Annotated in this window: 14 protein-coding genes; 10 read left to right on the top strand and 4 right to left on the bottom strand. The window is 38.3% G+C overall.

Annotated elements, in window-relative coordinates; translation table 11 throughout:
• Positions 1-84 precede the first annotated feature (84 nt).
• The 6 genes from AACS98_RS11365 to AACS98_RS11340 all read left to right on the top strand — a co-directional run bounded on the left by AACS98_RS11365 (position 85) and on the right by AACS98_RS11340 (position 7,901).
• Entirely contained in the window at positions 85-2,040 is a 1,956-nt protein-coding gene (locus AACS98_RS11365) for a patatin-like phospholipase family protein (RefSeq protein WP_066379778.1), read from the top strand.
• A 172-nt stretch (positions 2,041-2,212) separates the two neighbouring features.
• The gene (locus AACS98_RS11360) at positions 2,213-2,614 is read left to right on the top strand and encodes a hypothetical protein (RefSeq protein WP_066379775.1); all 402 of its coding nucleotides are present in this window, start codon (positions 2,213-2,215) and stop codon (positions 2,612-2,614) included.
• Positions 2,615-2,788: 174 nt separating this feature from the next.
• Positions 2,789-4,810, top strand: coding sequence for an ABC transporter ATP-binding protein/permease (locus AACS98_RS11355; RefSeq protein WP_066379773.1), 2,022 nt, complete (start codon positions 2,789-2,791; stop codon positions 4,808-4,810).
• Between the two features lie 43 nt (positions 4,811-4,853).
• The gene (locus tag AACS98_RS11350) at positions 4,854-5,387 is read left to right on the top strand and encodes a GNAT family N-acetyltransferase (RefSeq protein WP_066379771.1); all 534 of its coding nucleotides are present in this window, start codon (positions 4,854-4,856) and stop codon (positions 5,385-5,387) included.
• A 112-nt stretch (positions 5,388-5,499) separates the two neighbouring features.
• Positions 5,500-7,239, top strand: a complete 1,740-nt coding sequence (locus tag AACS98_RS11345; protein WP_066379768.1) for a GUN4 domain-containing protein — start codon at positions 5,500-5,502, stop codon at positions 7,237-7,239.
• Between the two features lie 248 nt (positions 7,240-7,487).
• The gene (locus AACS98_RS11340) at positions 7,488-7,901 is read left to right on the top strand and encodes a hypothetical protein (protein WP_066379765.1); all 414 of its coding nucleotides are present in this window, start codon (positions 7,488-7,490) and stop codon (positions 7,899-7,901) included.
• A gap of 11 nt (positions 7,902-7,912) precedes the next feature.
• Here the strand turns inward: AACS98_RS11340 and AACS98_RS11335 are convergent, their stop codons facing one another.
• Positions 7,913-11,017 (bottom strand): hypothetical protein, encoded by a 3,105-nt coding sequence (locus tag AACS98_RS11335; RefSeq protein WP_231866959.1) that lies wholly within the window; start codon positions 11,015-11,017, stop codon positions 7,913-7,915.
• Positions 11,018-11,088: 71 nt separating this feature from the next.
• On the bottom strand, positions 11,089-11,886 hold the full coding sequence (locus AACS98_RS11330; protein ID WP_066379757.1) for a metal ABC transporter ATP-binding protein: 798 nt from the start codon (positions 11,884-11,886) through the stop codon (positions 11,089-11,091).
• A 95-nt stretch (positions 11,887-11,981) separates the two neighbouring features.
• Here AACS98_RS11330 and AACS98_RS11325 point away from each other — a divergent pair, with 95 nt between their 5' ends.
• The 4 genes from AACS98_RS11325 (at position 11,982) to AACS98_RS11310 (ending at position 15,703) form a co-directional block, all read left to right on the top strand.
• On the top strand, positions 11,982-12,959 hold the full coding sequence (locus AACS98_RS11325; RefSeq protein ID WP_066379755.1) for a metal ABC transporter substrate-binding protein: 978 nt from the start codon (positions 11,982-11,984) through the stop codon (positions 12,957-12,959).
• 163 nt (positions 12,960-13,122) lie between these two features.
• A complete protein-coding gene (locus AACS98_RS11320) occupies positions 13,123-13,470 on the top strand; it encodes a hypothetical protein (RefSeq protein WP_066379753.1) in 348 nt (115 codons plus the stop codon).
• Between the two features lie 296 nt (positions 13,471-13,766).
• Positions 13,767-15,113 carry a GTP-binding protein gene (locus tag AACS98_RS11315; protein WP_066379751.1) on the top strand — a complete coding sequence of 449 codons (1,347 nt, stop codon included), beginning with the start codon at positions 13,767-13,769 and terminating at the stop codon, positions 15,111-15,113.
• Between the two features lie 311 nt (positions 15,114-15,424).
• A complete protein-coding gene (locus tag AACS98_RS11310; RefSeq protein ID WP_066379749.1) occupies positions 15,425-15,703 on the top strand; it encodes a Calvin cycle protein CP12 in 279 nt (92 codons plus the stop codon).
• On the opposite strand, the gene AACS98_RS11305 is transcribed toward AACS98_RS11310, so the two are convergent.
• Both AACS98_RS11305 and apcB read right to left on the bottom strand, forming a co-directional pair.
• On the bottom strand, positions 15,700-16,518 hold the full coding sequence (locus tag AACS98_RS11305) for a TlyA family RNA methyltransferase (RefSeq protein ID WP_066379747.1): 819 nt from the start codon (positions 16,516-16,518) through the stop codon (positions 15,700-15,702). The two genes, AACS98_RS11310 and AACS98_RS11305, sit on opposite strands and share 4 nt — an antisense overlap.
• A gap of 182 nt (positions 16,519-16,700) precedes the next feature.
• Positions 16,701-17,210: an allophycocyanin subunit beta gene (apcB, locus tag AACS98_RS11300; RefSeq protein WP_066379745.1), complete on the bottom strand. Its 510-nt coding sequence runs from the start codon at positions 17,208-17,210 to the stop codon at positions 16,701-16,703.
• Positions 17,211-17,448: the final 238 nt, after the last annotated feature.

The raw sequence follows: 17,448 nt of genomic DNA, 5'->3' as shown, positions 1-17,448 counted from the left end.
CCTACTGAAATCAGAAAAAGTTCGTAGTAAGGACTTTAGTCCTTTCTCATTCTTGTCAAGCAGCGATTTGGAGATAAAAATGTTGTGACAAACAAGGTATATACCCAATCAGTTTTGACATTTGATGGTCAGGATGATTATATAAATTTTGGTAAAAATGATATTGGAGGTGTTTTTGCTCAGGGAAGTTCAGCCTTTACAATTTCAGGATGGGTAAAACCTGATCAACTCACAAATCAAGCCACTACTTATGGAACACGCAATGTATTTTTTGCCTGTGCTTCAGACCAATTTAGTGATAATTTTGAGTTTGGCATCAGTGAAGCAGGAAATCTAGATGTTTACATTGATGAGACTCATCAAAAATTTATTAAAACCTTTGGGAATAGAGAATTAACTGTTAAAGAATGGCACTTTTTCGCTATTATTTTTAATCAAGGTCAATTGACCATATATTTAGATGACCATGAATACACAGGGACTTTTACAGGTTCGGCTTTAAATAAAGCCACCAGTGCAGTCACCCTGGGCGGAACGTTACACAATAAAATATTTTTCGCGGGACAATTGGCTCATATTAGTGTTTGGAATTATCCCTGTAGTCAGACGGAAATCCAAACGCATCGCGCTGGGTTGATAGTTGGGAATGAATCAGGATTAGTTGCTTACTGGAAATTAGACGAAGGGGAAGGAAAAACTGTTAAAAACCAGACGGGAAATAGTTATAAGGGAAATTTGCGTGGTAATCCCACTTGGGATTTAGCAAATATTCCATTTGTGAATATTTCACCATCCGCGAATCAAATGCAACCACCAGAACCACAGACATCAGAACAACAAGAATTACCAACAACTATTGAAGACATCCAGCCAAATGAAGAAATTACAACAGAAGTAATTAGCCAAAGTGAAATTTCACTGAATATTCTCCCAGCAGAACCACAAACATTAGAACAAGAGGAATTACCAACAACTATGAACACAACAGCCAATACTAAATATAAAATACTTGCCATTGATGGCGGCGGTATTCGTGGTATTATCCCGGCAATTATCCTAGCAGAAATAGAAAAGCGCACACAAAAGCCAATTTTTAGTTTATTCGATTTAATTGCTGGGACTTCTAGTGGAGGAATTCTTGCACTGGGACTAACTAAACCGAAATTAAATTTAGATGAACCTGATAGTCCGATAGTTGCTGAATACAGTGCAGAGGATTTGCTGCAAATATTTACTGAATATGGTGCGGAAATATTTTACGAACCATTTTTTGAAAAAGTTCTCGGTCAGATAGAAGATATATTTGCCCAACCAAAATATTCTTCTGAGGGACGAGAGGAAATTTTACAGAAATATTTTGGTGACACTCCTCTAGAAAAGAACCTCAAAGAAGTTTTTGTCCCTAGCTACGATATAGAGCAGCGAATTCCGGTATTTTTTACGAATAAAGCTGAAAAACAACAGACTGAATCGCGCAAGTTTCGCAAGTTATGTTTAAGTTTTACAGTCACAGATGCGGCTTTAGCAACGAGTGCTACTCCTACTTATTTTGCTCCCCATCGGATTCCTACTTCCCATAATACCAACGGCTTTTATACTTTAGTTGATGGTGGATTAATTGCGAATAATCCAGCCCATTTAGCTATGTTAGAGGCGCAAATTAGTAGACAAGAAAACCAACAAACTCTTAATACTGAAGATATCTTCTTACTGTCTTTAGGTACGGGTTCACTAACGACTGTCTATCCTTATAAAGAAGTGCAAAATTGGGGACTTTTGCAATGGGCGAACCCACTTTTAAATATGGTACTGGATGGTGGTAGTGAAGTAGTAGCCGGAGAATTAGAAAGACTGTTTGAGACTGGAAATACAGCCGCTACAAAGTCTTATTATCGGTTTCAAACATTCTTAAATGGGGAACTGGAAGCAATAGATAACCCCAGACCTGAAAATATACGTCAGTTGCAAGCAATCACCAATAGATTGATTGTCGAAAGAAGTCAGGAAATCGATGAATTGTGTAGTCTGCTGACTAGCTAAATATGAGAGCGACTTTGATACCCATTCCTCACATTAGCAAGAGATAGCAACCGGAAAACCTCAAGCTAATCTTAATTTCTTGATTAAGAATTAAGTATGAAGAATGAAGAGTTGGTATTAGTAGTTTTTAGTGATGTTTAACCAAATAATGTCAGGATTTTAGGTAACTCAAATGGACGAAATCGTTAAAAAACTTGCTGGTTTAGGTCTTCCTGGTATACTGCTGGTGATTGTCACGGCTGCATCAGGAGGAATAGGTAGTTCCGCCGCCGTTGTAGCTGCTCTGACGGGTTTAGGCGGCCCCTTTGGTTTGATAGGAGGTTTAGGCGTGCTTGGTTTAATAGCCTCTGTGGGGGATGTGATAGCCGGATATGGAATTGAAGCTATTCTTTTGAACATCTATGCAGAACGGAGCAAAACCGAATCTGTGCGCTATCTGCTCAAAGAAATTAAAGATTTACCGATTACGGATGAGCTAAAAGCCAAATTGAAAGATCAACTAAGTCCAGAAATCAACACCGAGCCTGAAGAAGTTCAGCCACCAAAAACTATTGAAATTGTGGAAGAGGAATAATCACACGGTGACATTCGATGATATTCTAGGTCGAGTGTGATGACTTTAGCGATATATCGCACCCAAAAATTTTAATAAGCGAAAAAATGGCCTCTGAGTCTGATTGTAGTCTCAAAGGCCATCATGCCAATTTGATAATTTTCACTTTTTTAAAAACGACTATATATCTAGAAAATGTCAACTCCAGTTGTTAGTGATCAAAGCACAAAGAACCCAGTTGCAGTATTTACGCAATTTTGGGAGGATATAAAGGTAGTCGCTCAACCTTATTGGTATCCCACAGATATAAGCGGACGAGCATTTGCAGAGGTAATTCGCTCGTGGGGAATGCTCGCTCTTTTAATATTGTCCATTACAGCAGTTGTAGCGATAAGCGCGTTAAATAGCTTCTGGAATCGCTATGTACTGGATATCATTATTGAAGAGAGAGACCTGACTAAATATCTGAATACTTTGTGGGTTTCTTGCTTGGCTCTGGTAGTGACAGTTTTATCGGTAGGAATTTCCAAATATTTAAGAAAAAGAATTTCTCTCGATTGGTATATTTGGCTAAATAATTACACTGTAGAAAAATATTTGAGCTATCGAGCTTATTATAAAATAAATTTTCAATCTAATATTAATAATCCAGATCAACGACTAGCCCAAGAGATAGAACCAATTACCAGCAACGCCTTAAACTTTTCAACGGTTTTTTACGAAAAAGTGCTGGAAATGGTAGCTTTTTTAGGGATTCTATGGACTATTTCGCCACAAATTACAATATATCTAATTATTTATACAATTGTAGGGAATATAGCTGCTGTTTATTTGACACAAAAACTGAATAAGATTAATCAAGAAGCACTGGAATTTAAAGCTGATTTCAATTATTGTCTGACTCATGTGAGAAATCACGCGGAATCGATAGCTTTTTTTCAGGGAGAAGCGGAAGAATTAAATATAATTCAACGCCGATTTGATAATGTGATCAAGAATGCGGAACGCAGACTGAGTTGGGAGAGAGGACAGGATATTTTTAACCGAGCTTATCAGTCTGCTATTGGTGTGTTTTCGATGTTCATCCTCACACCGTTATTTATTCAAGATAAAATTGATTATGGCGAAATTAGCCAAGCAAGTTTAGCTTGTATGATGTTTTCTAATGCTCTGGGACAATTAATCACTGAATTTGGGGCTTTAGGGCGGTTTTCTAGTTATGTTGAACGGTTGGCGGAATTTTCAGATGCTTTAGCAGAGGTGATTAAACAACCAGAGAATGTCAGCACTATTCAATTCATCGAAGACAAGCATTTAGCTTTTGAGGGTGTGACGGTACAAACACCAAATTATGAAAAGCTGATTGTAGAAGATTTATCAGTGTCGGTGGAAGCGGGACAAGGGTTATTGATAGTCGGGCCGAGTGGTCGAGGTAAAAGTTCTCTGCTGCGGGCGATCGCTGGTTTGTGGAATGCGGGCAGTGGTAAGTTGGTCAGACCGCCCCTAGAAGAAATGTTATTTTTACCCCAACGTCCTTATATCATTTTGGGGACTTTGCGCGAACAGTTACTTTATCCGCATACTGACCGGAAAATGAGCGATCGCGAACTGGAAGACATTCTACAACAAGTAAATCTACAAAACTTACTCACCCGTGTAGAAGGCTTAGATACAGAAGTGCGTTGGGAAAATATCCTGTCCTTGGGAGAACAACAACGTCTAGCTTTTGCACGCCTCTTAATTAGTCGTCCTAGCTTCACCATATTAGATGAAGCCACCAGTGCTTTAGATTTAAATAACGAAGGTAATTTATATCAACAATTACAAGCAACGCAAACAACTTATATTAGCGTTGGACATCGAGAAAGTTTGTTTAATTATCATCAATGGGTATTAGAACTTTCAGAAAATTCACAGTGGCGACTCCTCCCGGTGGAAGATTATCGACGACAAAAAGCCATCGTTATTAATGTAAATGAAAACCCTCAAATCACCATAGATACTTACCCTAAAAAAGAACTCGAAATCATCCCACAAACATCAGCAACAATAGCCACAATTGTCGGGCTTTCTCATAAAGAAATACAGTCATTAACCGACTATTCCCTGTCCACAGTTAGAAGCAGGGCTAGCTTAGGAAAGCCTATCACTACAAAGGATGGCATGACCTACAGATATAACAAAGACCCAAAAGTATTAAAGTGGCTGAAAGAATAACAGCTATTGAGAATTTGGCAATGCAAATTAGGAACCCAAAAACATGGATAATATTGTCACCACAAGATTAAATTTATTACCCTTGAAGCTGGAAATAATCCAAACTGCAATTACAGGTAATGCTGAATTAGCATCAGTTCTAGGGGTAAAAGTTTTACCCAATTGGCAAGATGAAGAGTTTCTTCATGCTTTGCCAGAACTTGTAGATATACTATGCAAAAATCCGTTACAAGCTGCATGGGGCTGGGGAAATTTAGTCATTCATCAAGCCGAAAATACGCTCATTGGTCACGTTATGGTGAAAATTATCCCAGATTCTACAGGTTCACCCACAGGTGCATTAGAAATTGGCTATTACATCGCCCCATCATATCGACAACAGGGATACGCAACTGAAGCCACAAAAGCGATAGTAGATTGGGCATTTTGTCAACCAATTGTGCAAAGCGTGACGGCTGGATGCGATGTAGATAATATAGGCTCAAAGCGGGTACTAGAAAAAATTGGAATGCAAATGATAGCATCACGGGGTAATATGTTGATATGGAAATTAAGCAAAACAGTGACCGTTCAATAATTATGTTTTGATACCTACTAACCATAGGTTGACTTAAACCTATAACAACAATCTCAAGGTGGAGAAATGAGCAATAATTTAGCGGCTACTCATACTTTTTAAAATCAGGGTGATGCTAACTAGAAAGCAAAGACAACTTCTTAATTATGAAAATGTTAAGATTTATGAAATAACTTATAAATTACCCATTGTAAAAAATCGCAAATTAAAAAAAGTTCAAAAAAGAATTATAGAATGTCAAATACTAATTAAAGAAGGAATTAAATATCATTCCTATCTTTGGGGACTAATTAGACGAAAACAAGAAATTAGTCAAGGACAAATTTTTGCGGAAATCAAATTTTTAGTCAGAGATTATACCCAAATAATTGATTTTTTAGAAAATTATACAGCTAGTTATCAAGATTTTTTATTACAATTTACAGATAACTGGAAAAATTTGTTTACCCAAAAATATCTAGAAATTAAAAAAATTAACGCAGAACGAAACAAACTAGAAATAAAAAATCAGCATAATCCGCAAATTATTGAAAAATTACAACGGGAACAACAAGAAAACATCAAATCAATTTTACTTTTAAGTCAAACTAACTTGTTAATGTTAGAAAAAGTAAAATTGCTGAGTGCAGGAATTAAAAATTTAGCGGAAGACACAAAAATTCAAAAACAAAGTATTCAGAGAATCGTTAAAGATTTAGATGTATATCAAGAAATTTATGAATATCAAATAAAAGCGACGAAAATCAGGCAAGAAATCGCCAAAATAGCCGAGACTGCACTCAATTTAGAAAATTATTTACAAGATTACTTTAATCCTTTTCAATCCTTAATCGATGAAGTCGTCAAAATCGATGCTAATTTTTACGCAACTGTTGGAGAAATTCAAAATTTAGCCAATAGTAGTTTAAATTCGCAGGCGAATTTATTACCGTTAGCTGACACTAACACAACTTCAGAAGAATTACTTGATTTATTAGTGGCTAGTTATGAGAAAAGAGAGAGATTAAACGATGCTTTCTTACAGTCACAATTATTAGATTTATCTGTTGATAATTTTGATTTGATCAATGACGGCATGACGTTAGATAGAGCGATTTACTTAATATCTAATTATATGTCTACTCAACTGGTTGATCAAAGAAAAATATTAGGGATAGCAGAGACAGATGTTGTTTCTCCCCATTCTCCCGTTGTGGATGAACTGGGGAATAAGAAATGGGAAGATTTAGTGAGGGAAGACTCACCGCGCCCATTGGAACAAACAAAATTAGTAGAATTAAGTAATGATGAGATTAAGTTTAAAAAAGAAATAAAAACCAGCCACCAGATAGATTATAGTCTCCTGCAAAACCTGCTTGCACAGTCTGAATGGCAAGAAGCGGATATTGAAACGGCTAGATTAATGTTACAGGTGATGGGAAAGAGTTATTGGAATGAAGTTTATCAGGAAGATATTCTAAATTTTTCTTGTCAAGCATTCCATACCATTGATCAACTGTGGAAACAATACAGTCATGGTTGTTTCGGGTTTAGTGTTCAGCAAAGTATCTGGGAAGAAATGGGGGGACAAGTAGATTATGAAACAGACAAGAAATTAGGCGATCGCCTGGGTTGGCGACAACAGGGAAAATGGTTAGAATATGACCAACTAACTTTTAATTTGTCCCCTCAAACACCCATAGGACACCTACCCGTCAAATGGTTACACTATGACGAAGATATTTTTGAATTATACCCCAATTCATCAGCCGAACCCTTATCAATGGGTGCATGGCGAGTTGGTTCTTGGTTAATTTGGCAGATGCACTTATTTTTTACTCGTGCCAAAATTTGTAATGAAAATTGCTCATGAGTTACAGGGACTTTCAGCTAAATGAACCACAAAATCAACTTTCAAAACCTTGTAGAGACGTTGCATGCAACGTCTCTACAGTCATGCAACGTCTCTAAAGTATAGTCTAATTAGCCCACAAATGCTGTAATTGTATATAGCGTTTTCTCATCTAATAACTTACCAATTTATCTGCGTCCATCTGCGTCCATCTGCGTTTAATTCTAACTGATTGCTATATTTCTCAATAACAAACAACAGTAGAACCAATGAATAACATAAATTTGTTGTCCGATACTGAAATAGAGAAGCTACTTTTGGGAAAATGGCGTTTTGACACAGATAGCGAAAAAATTTTCCTAGAATTTAGACAGGATATGACCTATGAACAAACCAGAATCCAAACATTTTTGTTATCTAAACCAAAAGAATATATAACAGGTCATAAATTTACTGGTGTCTGGCACGTCAATGAGAGCAAGTTGTGTTTAATTGTCAAAAATCTGCCAAAGTCCATGCTAAATTTACATTTATCAGTATTATTTAAAGTTTCTGTGGCAGATATAGTAGCAAGTTTCATTTCTCTGTTTGTCTGCGAAAGTTATCAAGTTGTCAAAATTGATAGTTCTACATTCATCATCCAAGATGGAAAGCAGTCAATTATCGGCACAAAATTAAATTAGATTAAATTAAATTACATCTTGTTATCTGACGTTTTGCGACTTTTTAACTTTATTCCTAAAACTTTTAAAATCGCTCTTTTATTGTAGACATTAATTGAGCTTAACTCGTTACCTAACAGATAACAACTACCCGAAATCCTCACAGCATTGTATAATCCATTCTCGGCTTTGTTCAGCGTTATCTTGGCATTTTTCTGGTTTTTCGCGCCTTTGAGGATAAAAATACCTCCAAAATTGAAGCAGCCAGACGCAGTTAATTGATTACTATTGACACTGGCATTGATATCAGCGAAATCGTAACCTAAAAACTTAAGATTACCCTCTATACTGGCAGAATTATTGATATTACCATTATCCCCTGTGGTGAGAGTGACTGTAGCACCATTGAAAGCTACAATGCCAAAATTGAAATTACTGCTAGCTTGAAAACCACTTTCATCAAGGTTGATACTTAACGAAGTAAATTCTTTACCTAAGAGGGTAATATCGCCTAAACCCAAAAGCTTTTGATGCGTCAAGTCAAGATGGAAATTCGGAACATTCAATTTCATCACATTCCCTAAACTAAGAGAAGCATGATCAATGGTGACACTCTCAGGGTTAAATGATAATATCCCCTTACCCAAAGATTGATTAAAAGCAGTAATATTAGCTGTTCCCGTCGCACTTTGATTTTTTAAATTTACTGTGAGTAAATCAACCTCAACGGTGAGGAAACCAGCTAAATTCAGCTTAGTATTCTTTAGCGTCACACTATTGCTAGTCACATCAAAGGTAATACCTACTAAGGTATTTCCCAAAACGGAAATTGTTCCTGAACCACTACCAATTCCTGATTGATGTTCTATACTCAGGTCATCAACATCAATAGTTAAGAGATTAGCTAAACTCAAGTCAAAGTCTTTGAATATAGCATTAGTCGGGGTAATTTGAAATTCTACATTAGCAACTTGATTGTCGAAAATCTCAACATAACCATCACCCGTGAGATACTGGTCATCAGGTGTTACCTTCAAGGCTAAATCTAAACTATCGTCATCTGTTCCGGTAATTTTCAAAAATCCTAAATCAATCTCTGGAACTTTTAACGAACCTTCAATTTTCCGAAAAGTTTTATCACTTTGAAGAATTAAGATGGCTTCATGTCCCCAAGCGGTCATCTTACCATTAATTTCTAAACCTTCTGATACAGGTTGACCGGCAATTGTCGTTGAGAAAGGAACAAATTTAATTAAAGGGTTGAGTTCTCCGTTATCATCGCTATCAACGGATGTGATATTTAAGTCGAGAAAATTATTTAAAAAATCTAATGCTTTGTTAACTACATCAATTGAGGAATTGGCTTGTTTAAGTACAAAACCTGAAACTGGCCCTTGCCATAAATCTATTAAATTAATTGGCTGATTAGTTGTTAAAATAAACGCTAATTTTTCCGGGTCGTTAGTATCTATCAAGAATGCAACTGCAAGGTCTATTTTTTCCCATCTCAAATCCCCAATAAAGCCAAAGTTATCAAAATAAGGAGGTAAATAAGTTCCTCCTCCCTGAAAACCAACATTACGCAGTTCAGTTCCTACCAACCCATAGGGATTATACCAAGAGTTTTCGCCTTGTTGAGAGAATAATCCGGTTAAAGATTCGGGTTCGAGAGAAAGTTTACCACAGAGGTATAACGTAGGTTCATCATCTTGTGTAGGGTCGTAACCTTGAACCGCCAAATTTCCAGTTAATCCAAAACTGGGTTCTAAATCAACCCCAACATCTAACCCAATCAGCAGATTGCTAAAAGTAGCATTAAATCTGTCAATAGAAAATAGCTGAACATTGCCTTGAATATTACCAGTTAAACTGACAAAGCCACCAGGATCAAAGCTAATCAGCACTCCTAAACAACCAACATCTAATTTATTTTGAATAAAATCGCCGAAATTAGTATTGAGTTGGGTAAAATTAATATCTCCGATAAAGTTGAACCCTCGGCAGAAATTAATCCGACCTAATTTTTCATGCTTGTAAGCATAGCCAATGTTAGTTATAATTAATTCGGCATTGGTTAACTGCAAATCCTGAATTACAGGAATTTCATTTGTTAAGGAACTAAAATCAATATCGCTAGGCAATTGATAATGTAATGTAGTTTGGTTGCCAAATGTCAACGCCAAATTTTGGTTATTAAGTATTCCTTTAAAACTAATATCCACACCTCGCTTATTTTTAATAATTCCCAATTTTGGGGCAGATATGGTTAGTTCAGGATTGCCAAAAATGCCGCTAATCATGCCATTAATGGCGGTTTCCATGTAGGGAACAGCAGCATCAATACTAAAGATATCTTCTAATTTTAGCTGCAAATCATTGGCAATGTTTAAGTAAATTCCTGTCGGCGATAAAATTAAACCTACCTGTTCTAAAGACTCTAGTTTTGATTTCAGCCCATCAGGTAAGTTAATTCCTGCCAAATTGTTGAATAAAGTAGTAAGATATTCTGGATTCAGTTCGGGAATGATAACTTGATAGGAAATACTTTGATTTCCCAATACCTGAATATTGATGGTAGGATTAGCAACTATAAAAGCACCAATAGCCGCCTTGACTTTTTTTAAAGCTAAGTCAGAACATAAATGCTTGACAATTTCCTGAATATCAATTTCTCCCACGCAGTGGAAATTTATCAAGTCATTGCTGAGTTGAATTTCCAGACTATCTAGTTGACTAAATATATCTTTGATAAATTTGGGTAATTCAGAAAAGCTATCTAATAGTGTAGCGGCTTCGGTTGGGGATACTTGGGGAATATTAATATAAAAAATTGGATTACTGGTTTGAAAATCTTGAATGGTAATAATTGAATTGTTAATCAGGGGTAAATGAGTAGATATATTTAAGGTTTGCGTCAGACTGGCTAGTTTTGGTAGAGTTGGCCATAACTGGCTAGACTGTATGCTTTCTAAATAAGCTAGGGTAATGCTACTTTCTGAGATGTTTTGCAGGATGATGGGTGGTAAAGTTTCATTTTTGGGTTCAATGATGGATTTTTTTAGGGCTGAGGAAATTTTATATTTTTGGGATTTTAAATGTACAAATAATTCTTGCCATGATGTAAAAGTGTTAGACATATAGTACAACCTAGTTTTGCTAGTGGTTGATAGGTTGGGAATAAGGACTAAAGTCCTTACTACCAACATATTTAGGCTGCATCAGAGAAGTACATTACCTTGCCACCATAAGCACAACGCAGATTTTCTTCTGTGAGTACCTGTTGTCTCGAACCTGTGGCGATGAGTTCGCGGTTGAGTAAGATTAAATCATCAAAGTGGCTGATAGATTCGCCTAAGTCGTGGTTAACTACCAGCACAATTTTATTAGCTGACGCTAATTGATGAAAAACATCAAAAATTACTGCTTGCGTTTTTTGATCTATACCCACAAACGGCTCATCAAAACAGAAAATTTCGGCTTGCTGTGCTAAAGCACGGGCTAAAAATACTCGCTGTTGCTGTCCCCCGGATAATTGTCCTATGGAGCGATCGCTTAATTCTATCATCCCTACTCGCTCTAATGCACTTTTTGCCACCTGACGACTCACATTAGAGAAACTACGCAACCACCCAGTCTTTTTTACTCGCCCCATCATCACTACATCCCACACTGTCGCCGGATAAGTCCAGTCAATTTGACTACGCTGGGGAACATAAGCCACTTGTTGTAATTGCTGGTTTAGGAGTTTCCCTTGATACAACACTCTCCCACTACTAGCGGGAACTAAACCTAACATCGCCTTCATTAAGGTACTTTTCCCCGCACCGTTAGGGCCAAAAATCCCAGTCAGTCGTCCCGGTTTGACAATACAGTTAATATCCCGCAAAGCTTCCTGTGTCCGGTAGTGTACCCCTAGATGGGCAATGTTAATATTTGTTGTGGCTGTCACAGTATTAACCCTTACTAGATGGGAATTACCTTCTAAAGAAAAATCAGCAGTTCTCATGGTGTCATTTCCGAGACAGGGACAAAAATGAAAAGAATATGAAAATATAGTATCGTAAAAAATGAGAAAAATATGAAAATTAAGATAACAAGTTTATGACAGCAATCACTCACTCAAAAGCGGGAGATTACGGTAAAGCAATCTGCGGTGTTTTTGTGGCACTTTTGATACAGGGATGTACTCAAGTAAACTCTAACAGTACCGCCAACGTGACGGATGATAAACCGCAAGTAGTAGCAACAAACACCATCATTGCTGATTTAGCTGATGAAGTTGGGGGTGAAGAAATTCAGCTAACTGGGATACTGCAACCCGGTGCTGATCCTCATGTATACGAACCAGTCCCCGCAGATAGTAAGTTGTTGGAAGAAGCAGACTTAATTTTGTATAACGGCTACAACTTAGAACCGGGACTGATTAAATTAATGAATGCGTCTGGAGGGAAGGCGCGAAAATTAGCGGTGGGGGAAGTTGTCAAACCGTTACAATTGGAAGAAGGAAAAGGTGAAGTAGTTCCAGATCCCCACGTTTGGGGTAGTGCAGAAAATGCGATCGCAATGGTAAATGCTATCCGGGATGAGTTAATTAAATTATCACCGGAAGATAGGGAAAAATTTACGCAAAATGCAGATCAACTCACACAAGAATTAAAACAACTGCATAGCTGGATTAATCAACAAATTCAAACGATACCCGCAGATAAACGCCAACTGGTGACAACACACGACGCTTTCCAATATTATGGCAGAGCTTACGGACTAGCGATCGCTGGCACATTAATCGGAATTAGTACCGAAGAACAACCCAGCGCACAAACAGTACAGAAATTAGTAGAGTCCATTAAAAAAATTGGTGTCCCCGCTATTTTTGCCGAAACTACAATTAACCCAGCCTTAATTAAAACCGTAGCACAAGAAGCAGGAGTGAAATTACCGGCAAATCAACTTTACTCCGATTCCATTGGCGCAAAAGGTAGTGATGGTGATACCTACATCAAAATGATGGAGTCAAATACCCGAACTATTGTAGAAGCATTGGGTGGTAAATATACACCTTTTCAACCAAAGAAATAAATAGAAAGTTAGAGGTTATATTTCATAACCACGAGTTTAAATATAACCTCAGATATGTAATTTTATTTTTGATAGATAACTCTTTCCAGAGAAAGACACAATTAAATAGAATATTTTTTAAATTGTAAGAGTAAAAGCAAAAACTATATTTTTATAAATCACCATGACTAAAGCAGGAGACAAACAAAATAAACAAACAGAAGAAATTAGACAACCAGTCAGTGAAGATTGGCATTCTCGTGAAGAACCCAACGTTAAAGAAAGAAACTTAACAGCCAACCCAGGAGATAAAATTTCTGAGCAGCCGCAATCAATAGAAGAGAAAGCCAAACAAGTGGCTGTAGATGTACCAGACATCACAGGCGATCAGATTACAGTCCCGACTTATTTTGTCGTCGAATATCCAGATGGTGAAAAGAAAGCACTGCACCATGTCAAAGATGCAGAAGAAATTTCTGATGTCATTCGCCAAGCCAGAGTAGACGAAGAAGGAAATCGGACTTGGTGGTAATCGTTCATAGCCGGAATTAATATGAGGCGTGATGCTGTTCGCGTCTCAATTTTATAATTATTAACTAGAGCAAATTTGTCCGTATATATTAACTATCAATTACAGCAATATTTCAGGTAAACGATTCACAAAATCAAATTTCAAACCTTGTAGAGACGTTTCATTAAAACTCCGCGCTCCTCCGCGTTTACCTCCGCGCCCCTCTGCGTTTCAAAAAAAACCACCAACACCTTCTCTCATATACCACAATAGAAACATAACCCCTTGTTTCTCAAAACTTGAATCAACCCAACTCCGTGCGTAACCTGCAAGAAACCCACCTCAACCGCGCCCGTGCTAGTCTGAGACAAGCACTGTCTTGGTATGGACACCTTCGCAAATCTGGACAACTCTCAGCAAACCCAGAATTAGCAGCCTTAGTCAAACCAGAAATAGAAACCTTAACCTCTACCCTCAGCAAACTCGACTCCAACGTGATTAGAATAGCCGCCTTTGGCTTAGTGAGTCGTGGAAAATCAGCAGTCTTAAACGCCTTATTAGGAAGCAAAATCTTACAAACAGGCCCCCTCAACGGTGTAACTCAATGGCCGCGTTCAGTGCGCTGGCAACCAGGCGGTAAAGTCATAGTAGAATTAATCGACACCCCCGGATTAGATGAAATTCAAGGGGAGTCACGCGCCCAAATGGCAAAAGATGTAGCGCGTCAAGCTGACTTAATCTTGTTTGTCGTGTCTGGGGATATTACCCGCACAGAATATCAGGCACTTTTGGAACTACGCCAAGCACAAAAACCCCTAATTTTAGTATTTAATAAAATCGACCTATACCCAGATACAGACAGGGCAGCTATTTATAAAAATTTACAACAACTAGGTGCAGCTAATCCTCAAGCCAAGCCTTTATTACCTGATGAAATTGTCATGGTAGCGGCTGAACCCGCAGCAATGGAAGTGAGAGTTGAATGGCCTGATGGCAGTGTAACTTATGAATGGGAAACTCCACCGCCCCAGGTAGACGAACTCAAAGAAACTATTTTAAATATACTGAATCGGGAAGGGCGATCGCTCCTCGCTTTAAATGCACTCATTCAAGCCAGAGAAGCGGAAGCAGCGATCGCTCAAAAAACTCTTGATATCCGCGAACAAGAAGCAGAAGATATCATCTGGCAATTTACTAAATATAAAGCCTTAGCAGTCGGGTTAAATCCCATCGCTGTTTTCGATATTCTCGGCGGAACAGTCGCGGATTTAGCTTTAATTCGGGCGTTAGCAAGATTGTATGGTTTACCCATGACTAGCTATGAAGCCGGGAAAATTTTCAAAACAATTTTATTGAGTTCCGGCGGGTTATTATTGGGAGAATTAGGTAGTGGTTTTCTATTAGGAATAGGTAAAAGTACAGCCGCCTTAACCAGTGGTGATAATCCGATCAATATTACTGCTTTTACTGGAACTGCGATCGCTCAAGCTGGAATTGCTGGTTATGGAGCTTATGCTGTCGGGAAAGCCGCACAAGTCTATCTAGAAAAAGGCTGTACTTGGGGTCAATTCGGTGCTAGTACCGTTATTCAAGAAATTCTCTCTCAAGTTGATCAAAATACCATTCTGTATCGGTTGCAACAAGAATTAGGCATAAAATATTGAAAATATATGAAAATATTTGCTGAATTGTTGCTGTTATTGATATTTTGTCAATTTGTATCAAATTCCTCTGATAATTGGTCTAAAATCTGATTTTCAGGGCAACATAAAAGAAAAGGCAGGTATTAGCTCAGAAGTGAATCTACCCATGTATTTATACCTGTTTTTATGACCAGAGAAAAGCAGGAATTCCCCATCAGATGTGTTGAAAATCAGGACGGTGTTCCACACTGCATCTTTTGGGAAGCCTTTCTACACTGGGAGTAGAAACTCCTAATTACATTTTGATCGCAGTAAACAGAGGCGAAAATATCATGACAGCAACATTTAACTTCACCCCCAATAGTGCTAACTCTAACCACAATGGGGGGACAGATTTAGAAAAAGCTATTTTAGCAGCGATCGCCGAAGCCCGGATGACCTGTGAGCAAACTGGCGAAGATTCTCCTAATTGCGCTGTCGCTTGGGATATTGTAGAAGAACTACAAGCCGAAAAATCCCATCAAGCAGAAGCCATCAAATACAGAACCTCTTTAGATGAATACTGTGAATTACATCCAGAAGCATTAGAGTGTCTGATTTACGATGTTTAAGGCTTTTGAAAATCAGCAGCAGCCAATAACGTCATTTGTTGAATTGCAATTAAATCAGGCGGTGGGATTTCACTGTCCATTTTTAACCATAACAGGTATTCGATATTTCCCGCCGGGCCAGTAATGGGCGACCAAGTTAAGCCTTTGTATCGCCAACCTAATTCAGCAGCGACGCGCAACACCTGGAAAATCGCATCAGCTTGGTCATTCGGGTCACGCACCACACCTTTTTTACCCACACGAGATTTTCCCACCTCAAACTGAGGTTTGACCAGTAACACTGCTTCGCGAGGGGGTTGAGTGAGTCGCCAGACAGCTGGCAAAATCTTGGTTAAGGAAATAAACGAGACATCCACCACCGCCAAATCAGGAATTGGGTCATCTTCCCGATATAAATCCCCTGGTTGTAGTTGCCGTAAATTGGTACGTTCGCGCAACACCACCAGGGGATTATTTCGTAAACCCCAATCAGTTTGACCGTAACCGACATCAATACCGTAAACTAATTTTGCCCCAGCTTGCAGTAAACAGTCAGTAAAACCGCCTGTAGAGATTCCCCCATCCAAACAAACACGCCCGGTGACGGGAATAGCGAATAAATCTAAAGCCTTAGCGAGTTTATCACCACCACGGGAAACGAAGCGCGATCGCTCCTTAATCTTAATTTGAGCCGCCGCATCAACTTCTGTCCCCGGCTTATCAATCACCTGTTCATTAACCGTCACTTCCCCCGCTTGAATTAGCCTCTGTGCTAACGCGCGAGAATTACATAAATTTAACTCTACTAATAAAGTATCAAGTCGCTGTTTAACCAATTAAATTGACTCTCCTGCTGATCTTAAGCTTCTAACACACTTAATCAATAAGTTTTTATTTATGTTAATTTCACTACAATTGCTAGGATGGCGAAAAAAGCGATCGCTTCTGAACATAGCCAAGAAAAGAGGCGATCGCTATATTAAACTATCTAACAAACATCTTGACAGCCTTAACCAGCCTACACATCTTGCTCGCTCAACTCACGAGTAATGTGGTCAAAAGGCTCATCCACAAAAGCAGTATTGCTCACACCCGCAGCAGCCACTTGTTCCTTCACCAAATCCTTGAGAATCTGCACACCACGCACCGTAGGCGCAATGGGTACACCTAGAGAATTGTAAGTTTCCCGTAGACCTTGCAACACACGCTCATCTAAAACATTGGTATTCCCAGCCACCAGCGCATAAGTAGCGTAGCGCAAGTAGTAATCCATATCTCGTAAACAAGCAGCGTAACGACGAGTTGTATAAGCATTCCCACCAGGACGAATCAACTCTGGTAATTCCTCAAACAACTGAGAACCAGCTTGCTTCACAAGAGCAGCCGCATTCGCATTAATTGCCGCCGCCGCTTGTACACGCGCTGTGCCACTTTCAAAATAAGATGTCAAGCTATCAATCGCATTCCGGTCAAAATAACGACCAGTTACGTCATAATTCTTAATTAAAGTTGTTACCGCGTCACGCATTCCTTCTTCTCCCAATCATTGCTATCTTGGTTTGATATTTATTTGGCTGCACTTACGCACCAGTAAAGTTTTGTGCTATTAAAAGTAGGTTCGGCACAAAAACCCTATATCCATTATTTAAGGATTCTATGCCAAAGTTGACCCCACTGAGATTAACTTTCCCGTTTTGTGCAGATGTCGAAAGAAAGGTTAATATTACCTGTAATCCAGACAATCTGTAGCAAAGACTACAAAATTC

The sequence above is a fragment of the Anabaena sp. CA = ATCC 33047 genome (assembly GCF_963870205.1).
Taxonomy (GTDB): domain Bacteria; phylum Cyanobacteriota; class Cyanobacteriia; order Cyanobacteriales; family Nostocaceae; genus Trichormus.
The sequence above is the reverse complement of the archived record's forward strand: the minus strand, read 5'-3'. Positions and strand labels throughout refer to the sequence as shown.